The following is a 5,008-nucleotide window of genomic DNA, read 5'->3' as shown; positions in this document are numbered from 1 at the left end:
GCATGGAGGTGTCGGAAGCCAAGCGGCTGAAGACGCTGGAGGACGAGAACACGAAGCTGAAGCGGCTTCTGGCGGATGCGATGCTCGACAATGCAGCTCGGCGACGAAGAAATAGGGACTGCGTGGCGTACCAAGGTGTGCATCGCGTCGAGCGGCATAATCTGAAAGGACAGCGATTGTCGTGGCATGCAGCGGGACCAGCCGTGACTTGCCGAACTTTGTCTCTCGGATGGTGAGAATGCCCTGGTCGAGATCGACATCGGCCCGGAGCAGGCCGAGCGCTTCGGAATGGCGCAGTCCAGCGACCACTATCAGTCCGAACAGACAATGATATGTCCAGCGTCGAAGGGCGATGACCGGTGGCAGCGACAGGGCCGCCGCCAGAAGCGCCTGGATCTCAATGTCGCTATAGATGTATGGCCTTGTTCGCCGGGCCGGCGGCACAGCGTCGCTTGGTGGCACTTCCGTCAGAGGGTCGAAATGAGCGAGGTGCTGGGCAAAACAACGCACATCAGCCAGTCGGATGGACCAACTCGGCTGCCGGCCCATCAACGTCACCCACTCCATTGCCAGATCAGTCGTGATTGTCTCGGCGCCGCGGGCTTCCATGAAAGCGACGAACTCCGACAACCGTCGTGCCGGACCGTCATATTTGTATCCCAGCCCTTGGCGCATGCCAACGTAGCGGTTGAGCGCAGTGCGAAGCCGGCTCATTGGGCACCTCCCGGCCACGGCAGGCTCAGTTCACGCAGCTTCTCAACATCGAGCTTGGCATAGATCCTTGTACTGTCGATGCTTCGATGGCGGAGCAGTTGGCCGATCTCGGCAAAGCTGGCGCCCGACCGCAAAAGGTCGGTCGCGAGGCTGTGGCGGAAAAGATGGGCGCCGTGATGCGCATAGCCGTCAATGCCGGCCCGGTCGAGTGCTTGCTTGGCGATCATGGTGATAGCACAACCGGAGGCAAAACCGACGTGCGGAGCGAGCGTCCTCAGAAATAGTCGACGGCACGCTGAAGCTGGCCGCCCATGCCGAATATAAGTCACGATAGCTGTTCCGACGTCGTGACGTAGCGGCATAATTGCTTGCCGCCGCCCCTTACCGTGCACGATGATCGTGCCCGACTGCCAGTCGATATCGTCAAGCTTGAGGGTGGCAACTTCGCTGGCGCGCAAACCGAGCTTGGCCAGGATCATCAGAACCGCATAGTCCCGATAACCCATTGCCGTCGTCCGATCACAGGCATCGAGAACCTTCTGGATCTTCTCCGGCGGCAGGAATGTTGGAAGACCGGCAAGTCGCCAGCGACGGATGGACGGCACGCAATCGGCCAACGCCGTGGAAATAAAGCCCTTCAAATGCAAGTAGCGCAGGAAGGCACGCACCACTCCGCACATTGCTTCGCCACTGTCGGCGGAGCCATCGAGCGCATGTCGCTCGACATAACCGATGACGATCTCCGGGGTGAGCGCTGCAAATCCATCTGCGCCGGTAGTGCAGACCTCCAGCAGAAATCGATGTGACAGAAGCTTGTGGCTTCCCACCGTCGAGGCGGCAAGCCCTCTCTCATTCGACAGATATGCCGCGAATACATCGACAATCTGCTCGTGCTCCGTGAGCTCAACTGGCAGGGCGGCCGGTATTAAGCCCTCTTGCCGTAGCGCTGAAAGCAAGCGTCGGAGCGCCGATCGGTCGCCCGTGTCGGGACTCCAATGTTTGAAACGATGCTCAAGAAAACGTTCGACATGAACTTCGCTTAAATCCTGCGGATCATGTCCATTGCCGACGTGCCAGTCCATCAGGTCTCGAAACAGGCTCAGCGACCGCCAGGTGCATCGCCTACCCAGGCCTTCGTTTGACATCTTGGCGGCCTAAACGCGCGCAAACTCCCGATACGGACCGTGGATCAGCTTCCGATATAGGGCGCTGCGCTTCAAATAGTCACTTGCGTTCATGCGTCCTCTCCTTCGCGTCAATTGCGACGGAGAGACCCTACGCTATGCCGATTAGGCTACCGCTATGCTACAGAAAAGGTTGGCAAAAACTTGCTTAATCGGCATAGTTCGACGGTCGGCATAAACCTGCTTATGCCGCGCGCGGCATAACGCGGTTTCCATGAGCGAGGCGGTGGTCGCCCAGTTCTCGGCTCCCGCGTCATGCCCTGCAAAGCGCATTCTTTCGATTGAGAGCTATCGGCCGGATGGTTCTTTCGACGCTGTTGTTGTCGATCTCGATGCGGCCGTCGGTCAGGAAGAGACACAGGCCATCCCAGTATTTGGCGATGTATTTCAGGGCTTCACCCAAGGGCGATTTGGCAGCGACGCGGGCACACGGTGATAGGTGAGCCAAGTTTCCATGTCGGCTATGAGCGGCTTTGATCGCTCCCGTCGCTCAGCCAGGCGCGTTTCCGGAGCCAGCCCGCGCAAGTCGGCCTCGATTTGGTAAAGTTCGCCAATCCGCTTCACGCCTTCCTCGGCAATCGGTGCGGCTCCCGTGCGGGTGATCTCCACCAGCTTGCGCCGTGCATGATGGTATGGACACCCCCTTCCGCCGGAGCCAGCCGCGAGAGATGATGGAGGCGTATCAACCAGAGGGTTCATTATGGAAGCTCGCGTCAGTGTTGTCGGTCTCGATATCGCAAAATCTGTTTTTCAAGTTCACGCTGCCGACAATTCCGGTCGGCCGGTGATCCGTCGTAAACTCAAACGGGAAGGGGTCGAGAGCTTCTTCCGCGCACTTGCGCCATGCCTAGTGGGGCTAGAGGCATGTCCAGGCTCGCATTTCTGGGCGCGGCTGCTGCGTGACATGGGGCACGATGTTCGCCTCCTGCCGGCGCAGTACGTCAAACCGTATGTCAAAACGAACAAGAATGATGCTGCTGATGCTGAAGCAATCTGCGAGGCAGTCACCCGCCCAACAATGCGCTTCGTTCCCATCAAGGAGGAGATGCAGCAGGAGGTTCTGGTAATTCAACGGGTCCGTGAGATGCTCATTCGCCAGCGCACCCAATTGATCAACGGAATCCGAGGACATCTGGCGGAGTTCGGCATCATCGGCCCCAATCGGTCACATAAAATCGGTCTCTTGACCAAGCTGATAGAAGACCCCGACTGCGATGAGCTGCCGGCAGTCGCTCGGCATGCTTTGCAATACCTACCAGCTTCGCGAAGTCAGTGCCAAACTTTTCAAGATCGATCGCGACTTGATTGCCGTCGCGAGGAGCAGCAATGCCTGCCGGCGCTTGATGAGCATTCCCGGCGTCGGTGTCATCACCGCCACCGCATTGGTTTCCTCGATGAGAGAGCCCACGGATTTCAAGTCGGGCCGCCACTTCGCGGCCTGGTTGGGATTAGTTCCGCGACAACATTTGACTGGCGGCAAGGAGAGCCTCGGTGGGATCAGCAAGTGCGGGAATGGTTATCTGCGAAGATTGCTCATCCACGGCAGTCGCTCAATCATGCGTTGGAGAGGTCGTTCCTGGACCTGGCTAGCAAAAGTGAGAGACAGAAGACCTGCCAACGTTGCGGCAGTCGCGATCGCCAACAAGACAGCACGTGTCGTTTGGGCCTTGCTCCGATTTGGTGGGACCTACAACCACCCAACCCCGCCGGTGGCAATGAGTATGGCATGATTCTCGAGTTCGGCCACCGCTGGTCGAAGCGGTTGCGAGGATAGAAGGCGGACGATGGCAAAGCCGGGTTAACCGGAATCAGCAGAGCCCGTTGGGCGCATCGAACTTCGAGTTCGCGTCGCGTGGTTGGGCGCTGATTTGCGGATCTACCATCAAGGCCGGTATCACAGGGTGTGATACACTGAGAGGCCGAATAGATGACTGCAGCCGCGGCGATCGCCAAATTTCGCTAATTTACTCCTTGCAAAACCGGGGGCGTCCATAGATGCGCCCAGCAATAGGCAAGCCGAATGTCGGGACCGACACGGTCCGGCGCGATCAGTCGATTGTATCCGGCGTAGCCATCCACCTGCAGAACGCCGGTGAAGCCCTGCAATATCTGTTCAGCATGCTGTCCTCCACGACCAGGGGCGTAGGTGAAGGCAACGCCCGGCGGTGCGCCACCGCCCCATGCGCGGTCATCACGCGCCAGTGCCCAGAAGTACCCGGTTTTGGTTTTGCGGGAGCCGGGATCGAGCACGCAAACGGGGCTGCGGGTCTCCGAGATCATCGATCTTGACCGAGACTAATGCTGGGCCAGGGCGCGCATGAGCAATGCGTGGGCAAGGGCCGCAAAGAGTGAAATACGCCGCTCCCCAAGGTTGCACAGCAAGCCCTCCGGCGTTGGCTCAAGGAACCAGGGAAGCGAGGCGCAACGGATATCCGAATGTCTACGGTGGCAGCCTTAGCGCCGACGGTGTGCAGGCACTTCTGAACAAATATGTCGCCAAAGCGCGCGAGCACTGCGTCTCGCTTTGCTCAAAGCGGGTATCGCCCCATGTCTTGCGGCACAGCGCTGCCCTGGAGTTGCTACAGGCGGGCGTCACTGCTCGGTCATTGCCCTGTGGTTGGGCAATGAGACGATGGAAACGACGCTGACCTATCTTCATGGCACATCTTGAACTGAAGGACTCCGCGCCGCAAAGCTGAAGCCGTACGAACGCGCCAAGGCCGAGCGATTTCGACCAAGCGACCGGCTTCTGGAATTCCTGAATGCCCCTCTGAGCATGAGAACTATGCCGAGTATCAATGACAAGTCTCCAGCCAAAACGGCGAGAAAAGCGCCTTTCGACTGGTATGTTGGAAGAGGTCCTCGGCAAAATTCGCCGGTCGGCATAAACAGCATAGCTCAACGGCGTCGAGCCGATGGCCTATCTGACGGACGTGATCACCAGGATCGTCAATGGCCACCCCACTAGCCAGCTCGGCGACCTACTGCCTTGGGCCTACGCCGATAACCCAGAAACTAAGTCCGTGGCCTGAGAACACCGCTCTGATGTCCGTTGTCAATGCTTTGGGCACGAGGAACCGACCGTCCAAACGAACGGCTGTTCATGATGA

The 5,008-nt window shown here is 58.8% G+C and carries 1 protein-coding gene and 5 pseudogenes; 2 read left to right on the top strand and 4 right to left on the bottom strand.

Going from position 1 to position 5,008, the window contains the following annotated elements:
• Positions 1-159: 159 nt before the first annotated feature.
• The 3 genes and pseudogenes from CO664_RS31525 to CO664_RS29860 all read right to left on the bottom strand — a co-directional run.
• Positions 160-549 (bottom strand): annotated as a pseudogene (locus CO664_RS31525) (tyrosine-type recombinase/integrase); the annotation flags it as partial.
• Between the two features lie 161 nt (positions 550-710).
• Positions 711-1,796 (bottom strand): site-specific integrase, encoded by a 1,086-nt coding sequence (locus CO664_RS29865; protein WP_234819738.1) that lies wholly within the window; start codon positions 1,794-1,796, stop codon positions 711-713.
• A gap of 207 nt (positions 1,797-2,003) precedes the next feature.
• A pseudogene (locus CO664_RS29860) lies at positions 2,004-2,525 on the bottom strand (transposase); the annotation flags it as partial.
• Positions 2,526-2,598: 73 nt separating this feature from the next.
• Here CO664_RS29860 and CO664_RS29855 point away from each other — a divergent pair.
• A pseudogene (locus CO664_RS29855) lies at positions 2,599-3,628 on the top strand (IS110 family transposase).
• A gap of 265 nt (positions 3,629-3,893) precedes the next feature.
• On the opposite strand, the pseudogene CO664_RS29850 reads toward CO664_RS29855, so the two are convergent.
• Positions 3,894-4,169, bottom strand: a pseudogene (locus CO664_RS29850) (transposase); the annotation flags it as partial.
• 626 nt (positions 4,170-4,795) lie between these two features.
• Between CO664_RS29850 and CO664_RS29840 the strand changes: the two are divergent.
• Positions 4,796-4,930, top strand: a pseudogene (locus tag CO664_RS29840) (transposase domain-containing protein); the annotation flags it as partial.
• Positions 4,931-5,008: the final 78 nt, after the last annotated feature.

It is taken from the genome of Sinorhizobium sp. NG07B (genome assembly GCF_002532005.1).
Classification (GTDB): domain Bacteria; phylum Pseudomonadota; class Alphaproteobacteria; order Rhizobiales; family Rhizobiaceae; genus Sinorhizobium; species Sinorhizobium fredii_C.
This window is presented reverse-complemented; position numbering and strand designations above follow the sequence as displayed.